Raw genomic sequence first — 16,309 nt, forward strand, 5'->3', positions numbered from 1 at the left:
CGCGGTACCATCGATGGCATGTCTGGACTCAACCTGCGGTTCACGGATGAAGAACTCGCCGCACTGCGAGAGCGCGCACAGGCGGAGGGGCGCAGCATGCAGGCGTTCGCGCACGACGCGGTGCTGTCGGCCATAAACGAGCACTCGCGGCTGTTCAACGAGGCGGCCGAGCACGTACTCAGGGCGAGCACCGAGCTGAACCGGAGGCTCGCCTGATGCACTACTTGACTCTGCCCGAGCTGCTGAACCTCGCGAAGCGGCTGGGGGCGGACGAGGTGCGCGACTACGGGCTGCTGGATTCCGCCCTCGCCCGCCCGCAGTCGAGCGTTTTCGGGCAGGATGCCTACCCGGACGTCTGGCAGAAGGCCGCCGCACTGATGGAGTCCCTGGCTCGCAATCACGCTCTCATCGACGGGAACAAGCGCCTCGCCTGGTACGCGACCTGGGTCTTCCTGCACATGAACGGGCACCCCCTGGACCCGGACTTCGACGTCGACGAGGCGGAGCGCTTCGTGCTGGACGTCTGCCAGGGCGCCTTGGACGTACCCAAGATCGCAACTCAGCTGCCGCGCTTCGCGGGCTGACTGTGACGTGAGTCCCACCCCGGACCGACCCCACCCGGTCCGCGTACGGCCGCAACCCGGCCGCCGGTAAGGTGGCCGGGTTGTCATACGCGGCCCGGCCCCCGCACGTCACCCGGCACCACCCGGTCCGACGCGGTGGGCGGGGCCGTTCGCACCGACCACCCACCCTCCCCGGAGACCGTGACTACCACCGCCGCCAGTTCCAGCGCGTCGCACTCGCACCACCTGTCACCCGCCTTCCCCGGCCGGGCGCCCTGGGGCACCGCCGGCAAACTGCGTGCCTGGCAGCAGGGGGCGCTGGAGAGATACGTCCAGGAGCAGCCCCGTGACTTCCTCGCCGTCGCCACACCCGGCGCCGGCAAGACGACCTTCGCGCTGACCCTGGCGTCCTGGCTGCTGCACCACCACGTCATCCAGCAGGTGACCGTGGTCGCCCCGACCGAGCACCTGAAGAAGCAGTGGGCGGAAGCGGCCGCGCGGGTCGGGATCAAACTCGACCCCGAGTACAGCGCGGGCCCGCTCGGCAAGGACTACGACGGGATCGCCGTCACCTACGCCGGCGTCGGCGTCCGCCCCATGCTGCACCGCAACCGCGTCGAGCAGCGCAAGACGCTCGTCATCCTGGACGAGATCCACCACGCCGGTGACTCCAAGTCCTGGGGCGAGGCATGCCTCGAAGCATTCGAACCCGCCACGCGACGACTCGCGCTCACCGGTACCCCGTTCCGCTCCGACACCAACCCCATCCCCTTCGTGGCGTACGAGGAGGGACCGGACGGAATCCGCCGCTCCGCCGCCGACTACACGTACGGCTACGGATCCGCGCTCTCGGACGGGGTGGTGCGGCCCGTCATCTTCCTCTCCTACAGCGGCAACATGCGCTGGCGCACGAAGGCCGGTGACGAGGTCGCCGCCCGGCTCGGCGAGCCCATGACCAAGGACGCCGTCAGCCAGGCCTGGCGTACCGCGCTCGACCCGCGCGGCGACTGGATGCCGAGCGTGCTGCGCGCCGCCGACCGGCGGCTGACCGAAGTCCGCAAGGCCGTCCCGGACGCCGGGGCGCTCGTCATCGCCGCCGACCAGGACTCGGCGCGCGCCTACGCCAAGCTCATCCGGGAGATCACCGGCAGCCGGGCGACCGTCGTCCTCTCCGACGACGTGGGCGCCTCGAAGAGGATCGACGAGTTCAGCGAGAACACCGACCGCTGGATGGTCGCGGTCCGCATGGTCTCCGAGGGCGTCGACGTGCCCCGGCTCGCGGTCGGCGTCTACGCCACGACCATCTCCACACCGCTGTTCTTCGCCCAGGCCGTCGGCCGGTTCGTGCGCTCCCGGCGGCGCGGCGAGACCGCCTCCGTCTTCCTGCCGACCATTCCCGACCTGCTCACCTTCGCAGGCGAGATGGAGGTCGAGCGCGACCACGCCCTCGACAAGCCGAAGAAGGAGGGCGAGGAGGACCCGTACGCCGAATCCGAGAAGGAGATGGCGGAGGCGAACCAGGAACAGGACGAGGACACCGGCGAGCAGGACACGCTGCCCTTCGAGGCGCTGGAGTCCGACGCCGTCTTCGACCGGGTCCTCTACGACGGGGCCGAGTTCGGCATGCAGGCCCACCCGGGCAGCGAGGAGGAGCAGGACTACCTCGGGATCCCGGGGCTGTTGGAACCCGACCAGGTGCAAATGCTGTTGCAGAAGCGGCAGGCCCGGCAGATCGCGCACAGCCGCAAGAAGCCGGACACCGAGGCCGACCTGCTCGAACTGCCCGCCGAACGCCGCCCGGTGGTCAGCCACAAGGAGATGATGGAGCTGCGCAAGCAGCTCAACACGATGGTCAGCGCGTACGTCCATCAGAGCGGCAAGCCGCACGGGGTGATCCACACCGAGCTGCGGCGGGTCTGCGGCGGACCGCCGAGCGCCGAGGCGACGGCCGGTCAGCTGCGGCAGCGGATCGCCAAAGTACAGGAGTGGGCAACGCGGATGCGCTGACGGGCTGCCCGTTCGGCGTTCGGAGTATCAGGACGAAGGCGGGCACTCCGGATCAACTGCTGCCCGGATTCTGGACGAAGGCTTCCGCTCAGCGAACCTGCTTCGCTACTGTCCGGCTACGCACACGCCCCGTGGCAGTGCAGCCGCGGAGCGCAGTCGTGAAGCGACTGGGCTCGGAGCCGCCGAGCAGTCCCGCCGAACGGCGGCCACTGAAGCGCGTCGCTGACGGGACTCGGCACGCATCCACGACCAGAGGCCACCGACCTCACCACCAAAGGAGTGGGCGTCGTGACCGCGGAGACCTCTCAGACGCTCGACCGGGGACTGCGCGTCCTCAAACTGCTGGCCGACACCGACCAGGGGCTGACCGTCACCGAGCTCTCCCACCGGCTGGGGGTGAACCGGACCGTGGTGTACCGACTGCTCGCCACGCTCGAACAGCATGCGCTGGTCCGGCGTGACCTGGGCGGGCGAGCCCGGGTCGGGCTGGGCGTGCTGCGCCTGGGGCGGCAGGTGCATCCGCTGGTACGGGAGGCCGCGCTGCCCGCGTTGCGGTCGCTGGCCGAGGACGTCGGGGCGACCGCCCATCTGACGCTGGTGGACGGGGCGGACGCGCTGGCGGTCGCGGTGGTGGAGCCGACGTGGACGGAATACCACGTGGCGTACCGGGCGGGGTTCCGGCATCCGCTGGACCGGGGGGCCGCGGGCCGGGCGATCCTCTCGGCCCGGCAGGCGCCGCCCGCGGAACCCGGCTACACGCTGACCCACGGCGAGTTGGAGGCCGGGGCCTGCGGGGCGGCGGCGCCGCTGATCGGGGTGACCGGGGTGGAGGGCAGCGTCGGGGTGGTGATGCTGTCGGACTCCGTCCCGGAGCGGGTGGGCACCCGGGTCGTGGACGCCGCCCGCGAGGTCGCGGAGGCCCTGCGCTGAGCGGGACAGCGGGACAGCGGGACAGGGGAGCGAGCGGTGCTTGCGCAGCCCGCCGGCTGGCGTCGTACGTTGTCCTCGGGTCGTACGTCGCCTCGGCTGCGGACGGTGGCCTGGCGCCTGGGACGGCGGCCTGATCGGGCGGGCGGCGGCCGTATCCGGTTGTCGCGTTAGATTGACCTCGTGTTCTCTCGTCTCACGCGCCTCCAGGCCGTCGCCGTCTGCGCCCTGCCCGTCGTGGCACTGATCGCCACCGCGGTGTTCGCGCCGCTGCCGTTCGCGCTGGCGCAGCCGGGGCTGACCGCGAACGTCCTCGGCGAGAACCAGGGCAACCAGGTGATCACGATCTCCGGTGCGCCGGTCCGGCGGACGGCCGGCCAGCTGCGGATGACGACCATTGAGGCGACCTCCCCGGACACGGACGTCTCCCTCGGCGATGTGATCGACAGCTGGTTCCGCACGGACCGGGCGGTCATGCCCCGCGACTCCGTGTATCCGAGCGGGGGCAGCGTCAAGGAGATCGAGCAGCACAACGTCGAGCAGATGCAGCAGTCCCAGGACGCCGCCACCCGGGCCGCGCTCCGGTACCTCGACGTGACCGACAAGAACGTCAAGGTCGCGCTGAAGCTCGCGGACGTCGGCGGACCCAGCGCCGGTCTGCTGTTCTCCCTCGGGATCGTGGACAAGCTGGACGGCAACGGCAGCGGCGGCGACCTCACCGGCGGCCGTACGATCGCCGGCACGGGCACGATCGACGACGACGGCGCCGTCGGCGCGGTGGGCGGCGTGGCCCTGAAGACCCAGGCGGCCCGGCGGGACGGGGCGACGGTGTTCCTGGTGCCCAAGGCCGAGTGCAGCGCCGCCAAGGCGGAACTGCCGAAGGGCCTTCGGCTGGTCCCCGTCACCACGCTGAAGGGAGCGGTGGACTCCCTGGTGGCGCTGGAGAAGGGGAACTCCTCGGTCCCGAGCTGCTGAGCGTTCTGCCGGTGAGCGCGGGTGTCGGGCGTCCGTCCCGGTCCCGTACGGACGGCATCTCCCTAGGCCGGCCGGCCGCCCTCCCGGTCCTGTGACGCCTGCTCCACCAGCGGGATGATCCGCAGCGGAACGGGGTTCTCCATGACGATCGCCGTGGCGGCCCGGACGATGCCGTCGAAGCCGACCACCCGGTCGATCACCCGCTGGAGATCGGCGTTCGAGCGGGCCACCAGCCGGCACAGCATGTCCCCGGTCCCGGTGGTGGTGTGCAGTTCCAGCACCTCAGGCACGGTCGCCAGGTGCGCACGGACGTCCGGCCCCTGCCCCTGCCGGATCTCCAGCGTGGCGAAGGCGGTGACGGGGTAGCCGAGGGCCGCCGGGTCCACCTGCGGGCCAAAACCGCGGATGACCCCGTTCGCCTGGAGCCGGTCCAGTCGCGCCTGCACGGTGCCCCGGGCGACCCCCAGCCGACGGGACATCTCCAGCACGCCGATCCGCGGCTCCTGCGCCAGCAGCACGATGATCCGCCCGTCCAGACGATCGATCGCCATTCGGTCTCCCGCTGTGGTCATCGGGTGTACAAGAACTGCCGGTACGGCCGTACCGGTCAGCGTATTGCCGAGTGGATACGCGGACCACCGCGCACTTGTGCCGAGTGCCGCCGCGCATCCGCCGGTCCCGTCTAACCTGGCCGTATGGCCAGGATCAACGACGTGGGCGGCACGCAGGGGTTCGGCGCCATCGACACCACCGACGACGTGGAACCCTTCCACGCCGACTGGGAGGCCCGGGTCCTCGGTCTCTACAACGCCCTGCGCAAGCAAGGGGTCTTCACCACCGACGAGTTCCGGGACGCCATCGAGCGGATGCCCCCGGCCGAGTACCTGGGCACCTCGTACTACGAGCGCTGGTTCCGGGCGATCTGCACGCTGCTGGAGTGCAGAGGGATCCTCGCGCCCGGCGAACTGGAGGCCGGTGAGCCTGCGGCCGGTGTACCGGAGGCCGGCGATGACTGACCGGTTCCCGCCGGGCACCCCGGTGCGCGCCTTCCCCCACGATCCGCCGCACCACACCCGTCTGCCGCGGTACGCCCGCGGCAAGCGCGGCGTCGTGGTCGAACCGGAAGGCCCCGCCCCGCTCGCCGACGCCCGCGCGCAGGGCCGCGCGGACGCGCCCGTCGAACAGGTCTACGCGGTCCGCTTCCGGGCCCGTGACCTGTGGGGCGACGGCGACCACCACGTCGTACTCGACCTGTGGGAAAGCTATCTGGAGGAGGACCGGACCGATGAGCGGTGACCACTCCGACGCGACGATCGCCCGGCGGGTACGGCGCCTGGAAACCCTGCTGGAGGAGAAGGGGCTCCTCTCCGGCGGGGCGCTGGACGAGAGCATCGACGCCTTCCTCTTGGGCGCCTCCCCGGCCAACGGCGCCCATGTGGTCGCCCGCGCCTGGACCGACCCCGCCTACCGGGCCCGGCTGCTGGCCGACGGCACCGCGGCCGTGCGGGAGCTGGGCTACCTGCGCGAGGCGGCGCCGCGGCTGCGGGTGGTCGAGAACACCGAGTCGGTGCACAACGTCATCGTCTGCACGCTCTGTTCCTGCTACCCGCTCAGTCTCCTCGGACCGTCCCCCAGCTGGTACAAGTCCGAGGCGTACCGCTCCCGCGTGGTGCGCGAACCACGGGCCGTGCTCGCCGAGTTCGGCCTGCACCTGCCCGCCGGTACGGAGATCACGGTCTGGGACTCCAGCGCCGAGACCCGTTACCTGGTCCTGCCGCGCCGCCCCGAGGGCACCGGGCAGCTGACCGAACAGGCCCTCGCCGCCCTGGTCACCCGCTACGCCCTCATCGGCACGGCCGCCGTGTGAGCGCTGCACACGGCCGCCGTCCCGCAAGTCCGGCGGGCCCGTCGTGTGAGCCGCAGGCCCGCCGATCGGCTCACCAGGCCGGGGCCGTGTCCTCGGGCGGCTCGCCGAGGGTGCCCAGCGCCGCCTTCGCCTCCGCCACCCGGGTCGGGGAGAAGTACGGGTTGATCTGGAGCGCCTCCTTGAGGTGGCGGCGGGCGTATGCGTACTCGCCCAGGTTGCGTTCGATCATGCCGCGGTGGAAGACGTACAGCGCGCTGCGCACCTCGCCGCCCTTCGTCTTGTCGGTCGCCTTCTCGGCGTAATCCAGGCCCTCCAGCGGGTCCCCGGCCCGGTACAGCGCCCACCCCAGCGCGTCCGCCACCTCGATCCCCGGCTGCCGCTCCCACTCGTCGCGCAGCCGCCGCACCGCCTCCTGCGGATCCCCGTGATCCGCCTCGTACTGCCCGATGACCAGTTCGTCGTCGACCCCGCCCGCCCTGTCCCGCTCCGTGCGCTGGCGCAGCAGTTCGTACTGGGCGCGTGCCTCCTGCGCCCGGCCCTGCGATTCGTACAGCTCGCCCAGCTCCAGGGCGTACTGCGGGGACGGCTGCCCCGCCAGCGCGTGCGCATAGGCGTTCAGCGCCTCCGTCGTACGGCCCAGCGCGGCCAGCGCCCGCCCCTGCCCGGCGAGTGCCCCCCGCTGGTCCGGGTCCAGGCGGACGGCCGCCTGGAAGTGCTGCAGGGCGTCCTCCCGGTCCCCGCGCTCCCACGCCAACTGCCCGCCCCGCTCCAGGTAGGCGGCCCGCTCGGCGGCGGTGCCCGCGGTGGCCGCGGCGTCCGCCAGCTGCGCGGACGCGTCCTCGCGCCAGCCCCGGTCGCGGTAGACGGCGGAGGCCCGGGCCATCACCGCCGGGTGCACGGCGGGCGGGGTGTGCAGCTCCATCAGCTTGTCCAGCGTGTCGCGCGCCGCCTTGTAGTCGCCGAGCCCGGTGTAGGCGTCGATCAGCAGCGCGTACGTCGTCCAGCGGTTCGGGGAGACCTCCTGCGCCTGTTCGCCCTGCCACCTGGCCTCGTCGAAGTCCCGGCGCGCGAGGGCCAGCGCCGCCAGTCCCTCCAGCGCCTCGGCGTTCTCCATCGGCCGCTCCCGCAGCGAGGTCTGCAGCGCTTCGTGGGCCTTCGGGAAACTCGCGGCGTCCGCGGTGCGACGCCCGCGCTCCACATAGGCCGTCCCCAGCACCGCCCAGGCCCGCGCGTCCTGCGGATGTGTGCGCAGGAACCTCTCCCGTTCTCCGATCAGCTTCGTCAGCTCGGGCAGCGCGACCGGCACCCCGGCGGTCACCGCCGTGACCGGCCGCGGCCCCGGGGCCGGTGCGGGCCGCCGGAGGGGCGGCGGCTGCGGGGGCGGCAGCAGCATCAGCACCCCGACCCACCCGGCGGCGCCCGCGACACCGGCCGACGCCAGGGCGCCCAGCACCCGCCGCCGCACACGGGCGCGGCGCCGCGGCGCCGTGGCCACCAGGGAGGTACCCGGGCTGGACTGTTCTTTCTTCATAAGTCTTACTGTGCGTTCATCCGACGACCGCAACCCGGCAGCCGAAGGCGCGCGCCGGATGGGGTTCACACCGATGGCCCCGGGTGCGAGGCTGTGATCATGAGCCGAATCGAAGCCGCACCTGACGCAGTGATGGCCGATCTGACCGACCGGCTCCGGGCCGGCCTGCCGGCCGAGGCCGTCGTCACCGATCCCGATGTCATGACCTCGTACGCCAACGACATGGCGAGCTTCTGCCCGGCCGGCACCCCGGCCGTGGTCGTCCTGCCGCGTACGGTCGAACAGGTCCAGCACGTCCTGCGCACCGCCACCGAGCTGCGCGTCCCGGTCGTCCCGCAGGGCGCCCGCACCGGCCTGTCCGGCGGCGCGAACGCCGCCGACGGCTGCATCGTGCTGTCCCTCACCAAGATGGACCGCATCCTGGAGATCAGCCCGGTCGACCGCATCGCGGTCGTCGAACCGGGCGTCGTCAACGCCACGCTCTCCCGTGCCGTCGAGGAGCACGGCCTGTACTACCCGCCCGACCCCTCCAGCTGGGAGTCGTGCACCATCGGCGGCAACATCGGCACCGCCTCCGGCGGTCTGTGCTGCGTGAAGTACGGGGTGACGGCGGAGTACGTGCTCGGCCTGGACGTCGTGCTCGCCGACGGCCGACTGCTGTCCACCGGCCGCCGGACCGCGAAAGGGGTGGCGGGGTACGACCTGACCCGCCTGTTCGTCGGCTCCGAGGGCTCGCTCGGCGTCGTCGTACGGGCGGTCCTCGCGCTCAAGCCCAAGCCGCCGCAGCAACTGGTGCTGGCGGCCGAGTTCTCCTCGGTGGCCGCCGCCTGCGACGCGGTGTGCCGGATCATGGCGGGCGGCCATCTGCCGTCCCTGCTGGAACTCATGGACCGTACGACGGTCAAGGCCGTCAACGAACTCGCCCACATGGGTCTGCCCGAGTCCACCGAGGCGCTGCTGCTGGCCGCGTTCGACACCCCCGATCCGGCCGCCGACCTGGCCGCGGTCGGCGCGGTGTGCGAGGCCGCCGGTGCCACCGAAGTGGTCCCCGCCGACGACGCCGCCGAGTCCGAGATGCTCCTGAAGGCACGCCGGCTGTCCCTGCCCGCGCTGGAAGCGGTCAAGGGCACGACGATGATCGACGACGTGTGCGTGCCCCGCTCCCGGCTGGCCGAACTGCTGGCGGGCATCGAGCGGATCGGCGAGAAGTACCGGCTGACCATCGGCGTGTGCGCGCACGCCGGTGACGGCAACACCCACCCGACCGTCTGCTTCGACGCCCAGGACCTGGAGGAGTCCCGGCGGGCCCGCGAGTCCTTCGACGAGATCATGGCCCTCGGACTGGAACTGGGCGGCACCATCACCGGCGAGCACGGCGTCGGCGTCCTGAAGAAGGAGTGGCTGGCCCGGGAGATCGGCCCGGTCGGCGTGGAGATGCAGCGCGCCGTCAAGCAGGTCTTCGACCCGCTGGGCATCCTCAACCCGGGCAAGCTGTTCTGACGCTGCGGTGCCGGTGCCGCTGCTGCGCAGCTTCTGCCGCTTCCGCTGCCGTTCGCGGGGGCCCCGCCGTTCGCGCGGCCTCCGGTGCCGCCGGGCGGGCGGTCACTGGGCGAGCAACTGGTCGAGCGCGTGGTCGACGCCCATCTGCTCGCCCTCGGACCCCGGCGGCACCGCCCGCATCGTCCGCTCCAGCCAGGCGGACAGCTGGGCGGCCGGCGCCTCCAGCAGGGCCTCGCCGTCGGGCGAGCTGAGCGCCATCAGGACGACACTGCGGCCCTCCGCCTTGGCCGGCCACACCCGCACGTCCCCCTGTCCGCAGGGCCGGAACACCCCCTCCACCAGCAGTTCACGGGCGAACGTCCAGTTGACGGGCTGCTCGGAGTTGATGTGGAAGGCGATGTGGACCGCGTACGGGTCGGCGACGCAGTAGGCGAGCCGCGCCGGGACCGGCACGCTGTGCTCCGGGGACAGGACGAGCTTCAGTTCCAGTTCGCGTTCCACCACGGTGTAGTGCATGGCCTGTGCTTCCTCTCTCGGGCAGGTGTACGGGACCCGAGGGAGGTCCCGTACGAGTGGAGAGCGGGCCGGTGCCCGGGCATTACGCGGGTCCGGAGAAGTTTTTTCCGCGGTCGTGAATCCGGTGCGCGGGGTTGCCCGGAAAGGGGCGGGTCCGGCAGGACTGGCGGTGCCGGGCCATCAGGTCTGATAGATGTGGAGGCCCCCAACCCACCCCCGAGCAGATACGGGACGACGGACATGAGCGCCCCCACTCCGGCCCCCGGCGACGACTGGCCTCGCGAGGGCTATTACCCGGACCCCTCCATCCCCGGCTACGTCCGGTACTGGAACGGGGCCGCCTGGCTGCCGGGCACCAGCCGGCCGGCGCCCCAGGACGGCGAACCGCTCACCCCGCCGCCCGGGGCGCGTCCGGCCGCGCCCGCGGTCGAGGAGACCGGTCCGCACTTCTTCGACGAGGACCCGCAGCCGGGACCCGGCGGGCCGGAACCGGCGTCCGCATGGGGCGCCGACCGGGCCCGGCAGACGGGCTTCGGCGGCGAACCGGACCGCCGGGTCTTCTGGGGCGCCGACCCACGGACGCCCGGCGCCGACCCACGGACGCCCGCGGACCAGCCGCCTCCGTCCGCCCCGATGCCCCCGCCGGACGGGCGGGCCACCAGCACCGACGGCACGGCGACGATCCCTCCGGCGGATTCCGGCGAACTCCCGGAGAACGGGACGTTCGTCTTCCGCCGACCCCTTCCCGGTCCGGCCGCCGTGCCCGGTCCGGCCGCCGTGCCCGGTCCGGCCGCCGTGCCCGGTCCGGCCGCCGTGCCCGGCCAGGGCTCCGGCCCCACGGACGAGGGCACCATGACCTTCCGCCCGGTACGCCCGCGCGCCGGTGAACCGGGCCCGGCAGGCTCTCCGGCGGGTCCGGCGGGTCCGGCGGGTCCGGCGGGTCCGGCGGGTCCGGCGGGTCCGGCGGGTCCGGCCGGTCCGGCCTTCGGTCCGCCTCCGGGTCCGCTCGGACCCGCCGCGGGCGTGCCGGGCGCCGCGGGACCTGCCGGGGGCCACGCGCCGGGTGCCGCCGCGTCCGCGTCCGGTCCGTTCGGCGTGCCGGGTGCGGGCGGCCCGGCCCCCGCCGGGGGGCCGGGCGGGTTCGGGTCCGGGCAGGCCGGCGCGGACCGCGCCGCCGGGGCGCAGGCGGCAGGCCGCCCGGCCGCCGCCCAGGTCGCCGCTTCCCCGCTGCCGCAGCAGTCCGGCCCGGTGACCACCGGGCCAGGGGGCGGCCAGTCCTCCTGGGCCCAGCAGGTGCACCAGCTCGCGGGCGCCGGGGACGAGCAGCCGGTGGTCCCCTGGAAGCCGCCCATGGAGGACCCCTTCCAGGCGATGGTGCGGCAGCAGTCGGCCGCCCGGCCCGCCGGGGTCGGCAAGCGGCTGGCGGCCCGGCTGATCGACACCGTGGCCGTCGGCGCGGTCACCGCGGTGGCCGCCGTACCGCTCGGTGCCAAGGCGGCCGACCACATCCAGGGGAAGGTCGACGCGGCCAAGCTCTCCGGCCACACCGCCACGGTCTGGCTGCTGGACGGGACGACGGGGGCGTACCTCGGCATCGTCCTCGCGGTCCTTCTCGTCGCCGGCGTCCTCTACGAGGTGCTGCCGACCGCCAAGTGGGGCCGCACCCTGGGCAAGCGGCTGTGCGGCCTCCAGGTGCGGGACATCGAGGGCCACGAACCGCCCGCCTTCGCCGCGTCCCTGCGCCGCTGGCTGGTCGCCACCGTTCCGGGGCTGCTGGGCATCGGGGTGATCGGCTTCGCCTGGTGCCTGTTCGACCGCCCGTGGCACCAGTGCCTGCACGACAAGGCGGCCCACACCTTCGTGGCGGGCTGACCGGGGTCCCTACGCCCGGTGCGGGAGACGGCGGTCCGCCGTTCTGTTCGCCGGATTCCGTCATCCGTACGGCCGCCCGTCGGATGCGGATCCGGGCGGTTCGCGGTCCACTCGGGCCATGAGCAGTGAACCGCCTCCCGGCGCCGGGCAGCAGCCACCGGAAGACGATCCGTTCAGAAAGCGGCCCCCGTCCGGTGAGGGGGCGGGCTCGCCGTACGACGGCCGGCAGCCCCCACCTCCGGGCGGCGAGGGCGACCAGCCGCCGCCCGGCGGCGGCCAGCAGCCCCCGCCCTATGGCGGCCAACAGCCCCCGCCCGGCGGCGGCCAGCACCTCCCGCCCTACGGCGGCGGTCCGTACGGAGCCGGCGGCCCGTACGGGGCCGGTGGTGTGCCCGGTGATCCGCTCGCCGGTATGCCCCCGCTCGCCGACAGCGGCAAGCGCACGCTCGCCCGCATCATCGACCTGATCCTGGTCGGCATCGTCGTCGGGCTGATCACCTGGGGCCTGGGGGTGGCCGAGTACCAGGTGGACAGCGAAAAGGTCGACGTCGCCAAGTCCTCCGCGCAGTCGGTGATCGCCGCCGTGCTCTACATCGCCTACGACACCGTTCTGATGTCCCGGACCGGGCAGACCCTCGGCAAGAAGTGGCTGGGCATGCGGGTCGCCAACCTGGCCGACGGCTCCACCCCCTCCGTGCCGACCATGCTGGCCCGCTCGCTGGTGTTGTGGATCCCGTTCGCCTTCTGCTGCGCCTGCATCTGGACCGCGATCTGCGGCGGCTGGAGCTTCTTCGACCGGCCCTACAAGCAGGGCCTGCACGACAAGGCCGCGAAGACGGTGGTGGTCAGCACCGGGTGAGCGCGGCGGGCCGGGTGAGGCGGCCGGTGGACGACAGCAGTCGGCGGGTCCGTGTCGCACGGACCCGCCGACTGCGTGTGTCGTTCAGCGAGCCGTGGGCTCGCGCAGCTGCTCGGCCGAGGCGGCCACCGGCTTGCGGGGCGCCGGCACCACCCGCTGGGCGGTGGCCGGCGTCGTGGCCGCGGGGGCGGCCGCAGGAGGCTTGGGCAGGGGTACCGTCATGGCGACCAGCAGCCCCAGGGCGAGCGCCGCGAGGGCGATCACGGCGATACCCAGTCCCGAACTCGTCTGCGACAGCAGCAGCATGGCGAGCGTCGAGAAGATCACGGTGCAGGAACCGTAGGCGAGCTGTGCGGCAGTCGGACGAGGCATGGCAATCGTGTCCTCGGAGGATATCGGGGGGTGAGGCGAGCAACCGGCCTGGCTTTCCGCCGGCTTCCGGGCGTTCCACTTTCGACTCTATTCGCGTGCATGCCCGAGTGGAGCGGTTGGTAAGCGTGGCCTAACCCACGGTGCCGGTGCACGGGGGGCGCACGGAGTCATGCATCCGGCAAGTGCCGTGGTGCACACGCCTGTTGGGTGCTCCGCCGGTGTCGCCCGGCCCCTCTTCATGCCGGAGTCCGTACATAGTGCAGTTGTCTTGTCCAAGTCAAGATCTGTCTTTTCTCTTAAACCTCTAGTCAAATTACGTCACTTGACTACACGCGTGAATCACGCACGGACCCTCCAAGCCGGGGACCCGTCCTGTCCGTGCGCGCAGCGCTGGGGAGGAACTCAAGTGACCAGCAGACCCTGGATGTTCAGAGCCGCCGCGGTCGGCGTCGCACTCGCGGCGGCGTCCGCCACGTTCGCGACGTTCGCCGTCGCGGAGGCGAGCACCACGGCCGCGTCGGCCGCCGCGAACCGGCACGACCCGGCGCCGGTGAGGCAGAAGACGCACGACCTCGACGGCCCGCTCAGCAAGACCCGGGACGCGCAGCGCCAGGAGGCGCTCGACCAGGTCATGGCCGGCCGGGCCAAGGTGCAGAACCGCGACGGTTCGCAGGTCGTCCAGCTCGCGAGCGGGAAGGGCGACAGCAAGTACGTCGAACTGGGCCGGGAGAAGACCGACGAGATCTTCACGATCCTGGTCGAGTTCGGCGACCAGACGGACCCCCGTTACGGCGGCTCCGTCGGCCCGCAGCACAACGAGATAGCCGCGCCGGACCGCACCGGCGACAACAGCACCGACTGGCAGGCCGACTACGACCAGAAGCACTACCAGGACCTCTACTTCGGCAGCGGCAAAGGCACCGAGTCGCTGAAGAAGTACTACGAGAAGCAGTCCTCGGGCCGCTACTCGGTGGACGGCGAGGTCTCCGACTGGGTCAAGGTCCCCTACAACGAGGCCCGCTACGGCAACAACGCGTGCGGCTCCAGCACCTGCTCCAGCGTCTGGAACCTGGTGAGCGACGGCCTGAAGTCCTGGGTCGCGGACCAGCAGGCGGCCGGCCGCTCCGCCGCCGACATCAAGGCGGACGTGGCCAAGTACGACCAGTGGGACCGCTACGACTACGACGCCGACGGCGACTTCAACGAGCCCGACGGCTACATCGACCACTTCCAGATCGTGCACGCCGGTGAGGACGAGTCCGCGGGCGGCGGCGCCCAGGGCGAGGACGCGATCTGGGCCCACCGCTGGTACGCCTACGGCACCGACGCCGGCGCCACCGGCCCCGACTACAACAAGCTCGGCGGCGCGCAGATCGGCGACACCGGCATCTGGGTCGGCGACTACACCATCCAGCCGGAGAACGGCGGCCTGGGCGTCTTCGCCCATGAGTACGGCCACGACCTCGGCCTGCCGGACGAGTACGACACCGCGGGCGGCGAGAACTCCACCGGTTTCTGGACCCTGATGTCCGCCGGCTCCTGGCTCGGCCGGGGCCAGGACGCCATCGGTGACCTGCCCGGCGACATGAACGCCTGGGACAAGCTCCAGCTAGGCTGGCTCGACTACGACATGGCGAAGGCCGGTGCCAGGTCCGCGCACCGGCTGGGCGTCGCCGAGTACAACACCAGGAACCCGCAGGCGCTGGTCGTCTCCCTCCCGGACAAGGCGGTCACCACTGAGATCGTCGCCCCGGCGCAGGGTGCGACGCAGTGGTGGAGCGGCAGCGGCAACGACCTCAAGAACACGCTGACCCGCAGCGTCGACCTGACGGGCAAGTCCTCGGCCGCCCTGACCCTGGACGGCTGGTGGGCCATCGAGGCGGGCTACGACTTCCTCTACGCCGAGGTCTCCACCGACGGCGGCGCCAACTGGAGCGCGCTCGACGGCACCGCGGACGGCCAGGCCATCGGGCGGGACGGCAGCGACAAGCCCGTCCTCACCGGGTCCTCGGACGCGTACAAGAAGCTGTCGTACCCGCTGGACGCCTACGCGGGCAAGAAGATCGACCTGCGGTTCCGCTACACCACCGACGGCGGTGTCGCGGAGGACGGCTTCGCCGCCGACCGGATCACCCTGACCGCGGACGGCGCGACGGTCTTCGCCGACGACGCCGAGAGCGCGGACCCGGCCTGGACGGCGAACGGCTTCTCCCGGATCGGCGCGTCCTTCACCAAGGACTACGCGCAGTACTACGTCGCCGAGAACCGCCAGTACGTGTCGTACGACACGACGTTGAAGACCGGTCCGTACAACTTCGGCTTCTCGACGACCCGTCCGGACTGGGTGGAGCACTACCCGTACCAGAACGGCCTGTTGATCTGGAAGTGGGACACCTCCGAGCAGGACAACAACACCGGGCAGCACCCCGGCACCGGCCTGATCCTGCCGGTCGACTCGCACCCGACGGCGCTCAAGTGGGCCGACGGCACGCTGCTGCGCAACCGGATACAGGCCTACGACTCGACGTTCGGCCTGGAGCGCACGGACGGCATCACGCTGCACAAGGCGGGCGTGCCGACCCGGATCGCGTCGTCGAAGGGGGTGTCGGTCTTCAACGACCACACCGGCACCTACTACGACGCGGCGAACCCGACGGGCGGTGTCAAGATCACTGACACCAACACCAAGATCAAGATCGACAAGCAGGCCCATGATGGCTCGACGATCGACATCCAGGTCGGCCCTGCGGTGAGGTAGCTCGTATCTCCGCAGGTCAGAGACGTATCGGCGGCGACCCCTTGGCGGGTCGCCGCCGATCGTGTTTAGGTGCGTCCTGTGGCGCTCTTATTGACACCGACCGAAACGGGGATGTGACTGAATGGCCGCTGGAGGTTTCTGCAAGCTGCCGAACGGCATGGTGGTGGTGGCACTGAACCTGCCGAGCCCCGCCGCCGACGGCGCGACCGCGGGCACGACCGCGGGTGTGGTGCGTGTGCTGGTGCACGCCCGGAACCGGGCCCGCGCTCTGACGCGGCTGCGCAACCTGGGTATGCGGGCGGTCTACCTGCGCGGGAACGCGGCGCCGCCGACGCCGGACGAGATCACGGCGGTGCTGCACCATCCGGACGGGCTGATATGGCGTACCGCGCCCGGCAACGGTGTCGCGACGGCGGACCCGGTCACCGAGCTGTGGCATCCGATCAGGGCGCTGCGGCGCGCTCGCGCTCCGCTCGGCGGGCTTTGAGGCGTCCGGTGCGGGTGCCGGAACCGGAGGCGTGGGGGCGGTGGGGCGTGAAGGACGTCGGTCGTCTGCGGGTGC

At 72.1% G+C, this 16,309-nt stretch carries 17 protein-coding genes; 13 read left to right on the top strand and 4 right to left on the bottom strand.

Annotated features, from left to right (window positions below):
- The first annotated feature begins 18 nt into the window (after positions 1 to 18).
- The 5 genes from ACFYPJ_RS00450 to ACFYPJ_RS00470 all read left to right on the top strand — a co-directional run bounded on the left by ACFYPJ_RS00450 (position 19) and on the right by ACFYPJ_RS00470 (position 4,472).
- A complete protein-coding gene (locus tag ACFYPJ_RS00450) occupies positions 19 to 216 on the top strand; it encodes a hypothetical protein (protein WP_389008165.1) in 198 nt (65 codons plus the stop codon).
- Entirely contained in the window at positions 216 to 584 is a 369-nt protein-coding gene (locus ACFYPJ_RS00455) for a type II toxin-antitoxin system death-on-curing family toxin (RefSeq protein ID WP_389008168.1), read from the top strand. The genes ACFYPJ_RS00450 and ACFYPJ_RS00455 overlap by 1 nt, the downstream gene beginning before the upstream one ends.
- A gap of 180 nt (positions 585 to 764) precedes the next feature.
- The gene (locus ACFYPJ_RS00460) at positions 765 to 2,570 is read left to right on the top strand and encodes a DEAD/DEAH box helicase (protein WP_389008171.1); all 1,806 of its coding nucleotides are present in this window, start codon (positions 765 to 767) and stop codon (positions 2,568 to 2,570) included.
- A gap of 288 nt (positions 2,571 to 2,858) precedes the next feature.
- Positions 2,859 to 3,500, top strand: a complete 642-nt coding sequence (locus ACFYPJ_RS00465; protein ID WP_389008174.1) for an IclR family transcriptional regulator — start codon at positions 2,859 to 2,861, stop codon at positions 3,498 to 3,500.
- A 180-nt stretch (positions 3,501 to 3,680) separates the two neighbouring features.
- Entirely contained in the window at positions 3,681 to 4,472 is a 792-nt protein-coding gene (locus tag ACFYPJ_RS00470) for a S16 family serine protease (RefSeq protein WP_389008177.1), read from the top strand.
- A 62-nt stretch (positions 4,473 to 4,534) separates the two neighbouring features.
- Here ACFYPJ_RS00470 and ACFYPJ_RS00475 read toward each other — a convergent pair whose 3' ends face one another.
- Positions 4,535 to 5,023, bottom strand: coding sequence for an Lrp/AsnC family transcriptional regulator (locus ACFYPJ_RS00475; protein WP_389008180.1), 489 nt, complete (start codon positions 5,021 to 5,023; stop codon positions 4,535 to 4,537).
- Between the two features lie 144 nt (positions 5,024 to 5,167).
- Here ACFYPJ_RS00475 and ACFYPJ_RS00480 point away from each other — a divergent pair, with 144 nt between their 5' ends.
- The 3 genes from ACFYPJ_RS00480 to nthA are packed head-to-tail and all read left to right on the top strand — an operon-like array spanning position 5,168 to position 6,339.
- Entirely contained in the window at positions 5,168 to 5,488 is a 321-nt protein-coding gene (locus tag ACFYPJ_RS00480) for a hypothetical protein (protein ID WP_389008183.1), read from the top strand.
- A complete protein-coding gene (locus ACFYPJ_RS00485) occupies positions 5,481 to 5,768 on the top strand; it encodes an SH3-like domain-containing protein (RefSeq protein WP_389008186.1) in 288 nt (95 codons plus the stop codon). The genes ACFYPJ_RS00480 and ACFYPJ_RS00485 overlap by 8 nt, the downstream gene beginning before the upstream one ends.
- Positions 5,758 to 6,339, top strand: a complete 582-nt coding sequence (nthA, locus tag ACFYPJ_RS00490) for a nitrile hydratase subunit alpha (RefSeq protein ID WP_389008189.1) — start codon at positions 5,758 to 5,760, stop codon at positions 6,337 to 6,339. Before ACFYPJ_RS00485 ends, nthA begins: the two co-directional genes overlap by 11 nt.
- Positions 6,340 to 6,409: 70 nt before the next feature.
- Here nthA and ACFYPJ_RS00495 read toward each other — a convergent pair whose 3' ends face one another.
- On the bottom strand, positions 6,410 to 7,870 hold the full coding sequence (locus tag ACFYPJ_RS00495) for a tetratricopeptide repeat protein (RefSeq protein WP_389008192.1): 1,461 nt from the start codon (positions 7,868 to 7,870) through the stop codon (positions 6,410 to 6,412).
- Positions 7,871 to 7,963: 93 nt separating this feature from the next.
- Here ACFYPJ_RS00495 and ACFYPJ_RS00500 point away from each other — a divergent pair, with 93 nt between their 5' ends.
- Positions 7,964 to 9,370 (top strand): FAD-binding oxidoreductase, encoded by a 1,407-nt coding sequence (locus ACFYPJ_RS00500; RefSeq protein ID WP_389008195.1) that lies wholly within the window; start codon positions 7,964 to 7,966, stop codon positions 9,368 to 9,370.
- A 102-nt stretch (positions 9,371 to 9,472) separates the two neighbouring features.
- Here the strand turns inward: ACFYPJ_RS00500 and ACFYPJ_RS00505 are convergent, their stop codons facing one another.
- Positions 9,473 to 9,886 (bottom strand): SsgA family sporulation/cell division regulator, encoded by a 414-nt coding sequence (locus tag ACFYPJ_RS00505; protein WP_389008198.1) that lies wholly within the window; start codon positions 9,884 to 9,886, stop codon positions 9,473 to 9,475.
- 240 nt (positions 9,887 to 10,126) lie between these two features.
- Between ACFYPJ_RS00505 and ACFYPJ_RS00510 the strand changes: the two genes are divergently transcribed.
- Together ACFYPJ_RS00510 and ACFYPJ_RS00515 are read left to right on the top strand one after the other, a co-directional pair.
- Entirely contained in the window at positions 10,127 to 11,758 is a 1,632-nt protein-coding gene (locus ACFYPJ_RS00510) for an RDD family protein (protein ID WP_389008200.1), read from the top strand.
- Between the two features lie 118 nt (positions 11,759 to 11,876).
- Complete coding sequence (locus ACFYPJ_RS00515) at positions 11,877 to 12,617, top strand: RDD family protein (protein WP_389008203.1); 741 nt, start codon at positions 11,877 to 11,879, stop codon at positions 12,615 to 12,617.
- An 84-nt stretch (positions 12,618 to 12,701) separates the two neighbouring features.
- Here the strand turns inward: ACFYPJ_RS00515 and ACFYPJ_RS00520 are convergent, their stop codons facing one another.
- Positions 12,702 to 12,989 (bottom strand): hypothetical protein, encoded by a 288-nt coding sequence (locus ACFYPJ_RS00520; protein ID WP_389008205.1) that lies wholly within the window; start codon positions 12,987 to 12,989, stop codon positions 12,702 to 12,704.
- Between the two features lie 406 nt (positions 12,990 to 13,395).
- Between ACFYPJ_RS00520 and ACFYPJ_RS00525 the strand changes: the two genes are divergently transcribed.
- Together ACFYPJ_RS00525 and ACFYPJ_RS00530 are read left to right on the top strand one after the other, a co-directional pair.
- Entirely contained in the window at positions 13,396 to 15,747 is a 2,352-nt protein-coding gene (locus ACFYPJ_RS00525) for an immune inhibitor A domain-containing protein (RefSeq protein WP_389008208.1), read from the top strand.
- A 121-nt stretch (positions 15,748 to 15,868) separates the two neighbouring features.
- Positions 15,869 to 16,234, top strand: coding sequence for a hypothetical protein (locus ACFYPJ_RS00530; RefSeq protein WP_389008211.1), 366 nt, complete (start codon positions 15,869 to 15,871; stop codon positions 16,232 to 16,234).
- Positions 16,235 to 16,309 lie beyond the last annotated feature (75 nt).

The organism is Streptomyces sp. NPDC006012 (genome assembly GCF_042871185.1).
Lineage (GTDB): Bacteria > Actinomycetota > Actinomycetes > Streptomycetales > Streptomycetaceae > Streptomyces.

What these genes read in the sequence shown, in the direction of transcription:
- ACFYPJ_RS00450 (WP_389008165.1), top strand. Translation starts at nt 19, where the DNA reads ATGTCTGGACTCAACCTGCGGTTCACGGATGAAGAACTCGCCGCACTG.
- ACFYPJ_RS00455 (WP_389008168.1), top strand. Translation starts at nt 216, where the DNA reads ATGCACTACTTGACTCTGCCCGAGCTGCTGAACCTCGCGAAGCGGCTG.
- ACFYPJ_RS00475 (WP_389008180.1), bottom strand. Translation starts at nt 5,023, where the DNA reads ATGGCGATCGATCGTCTGGACGGGCGGATCATCGTGCTGCTGGCGCAG.
- ACFYPJ_RS00480 (WP_389008183.1), top strand. Translation starts at nt 5,168, where the DNA reads ATGGCCAGGATCAACGACGTGGGCGGCACGCAGGGGTTCGGCGCCATC.
- ACFYPJ_RS00485 (WP_389008186.1), top strand. Translation starts at nt 5,481, where the DNA reads ATGACTGACCGGTTCCCGCCGGGCACCCCGGTGCGCGCCTTCCCCCAC.
- nthA (WP_389008189.1), top strand. Translation starts at nt 5,758, where the DNA reads ATGAGCGGTGACCACTCCGACGCGACGATCGCCCGGCGGGTACGGCGC.
- ACFYPJ_RS00495 (WP_389008192.1), bottom strand. Translation starts at nt 7,870, where the DNA reads ATGAAGAAAGAACAGTCCAGCCCGGGTACCTCCCTGGTGGCCACGGCG.
- ACFYPJ_RS00505 (WP_389008198.1), bottom strand. Translation starts at nt 9,886, where the DNA reads ATGCACTACACCGTGGTGGAACGCGAACTGGAACTGAAGCTCGTCCTG.
- ACFYPJ_RS00510 (WP_389008200.1), top strand. Translation starts at nt 10,127, where the DNA reads ATGAGCGCCCCCACTCCGGCCCCCGGCGACGACTGGCCTCGCGAGGGC.
- ACFYPJ_RS00515 (WP_389008203.1), top strand. Translation starts at nt 11,877, where the DNA reads ATGAGCAGTGAACCGCCTCCCGGCGCCGGGCAGCAGCCACCGGAAGAC.
- ACFYPJ_RS00520 (WP_389008205.1), bottom strand. Translation starts at nt 12,989, where the DNA reads ATGCCTCGTCCGACTGCCGCACAGCTCGCCTACGGTTCCTGCACCGTG.
- ACFYPJ_RS00530 (WP_389008211.1), top strand. Translation starts at nt 15,869, where the DNA reads ATGGCCGCTGGAGGTTTCTGCAAGCTGCCGAACGGCATGGTGGTGGTG.